Here is a 240-nt window from a genome sequence, read left to right as displayed (position 1 = left end):
AATGTCGCCCAGCACATCAATTTCAAATCCACGGCTGCGCACTTTGCCTACGTTGCCTAAAACATTGCGACCGTCTTCGCTGACTTCACCAGTTGCCTGCAAAATATTTTCACGGTTAATTTCGTAAACCGCTGTGCTGACACGAATACTGTCGTTAACCAATGACCAACGGGCGCCCAACTCCTTAATATCCGACTGTTCCGGCTCGAAAGGACCACCAACCTCTGATTCCTGATCACC

1 protein-coding gene is annotated in these 240 nt (G+C 49.2%); it reads right to left on the bottom strand.

Going from position 1 to position 240, the window contains the following annotated elements; translation table 11 throughout:
- On the bottom strand, positions 1-240 hold a 240-nt coding region (locus SB749_RS20700; protein WP_410711972.1), incomplete at both ends, for a TonB-dependent receptor domain-containing protein.

The sequence above is a fragment of the Brevibacterium sp. SIMBA_078 genome (genome assembly GCF_046534565.1).
Classification (GTDB): domain Bacteria; phylum Actinomycetota; class Actinomycetes; order Actinomycetales; family Brevibacteriaceae; genus Brevibacterium.
Note: the sequence above shows the minus strand (reverse complement) of the source record. Positions and strands in the feature narration are given on the sequence as shown.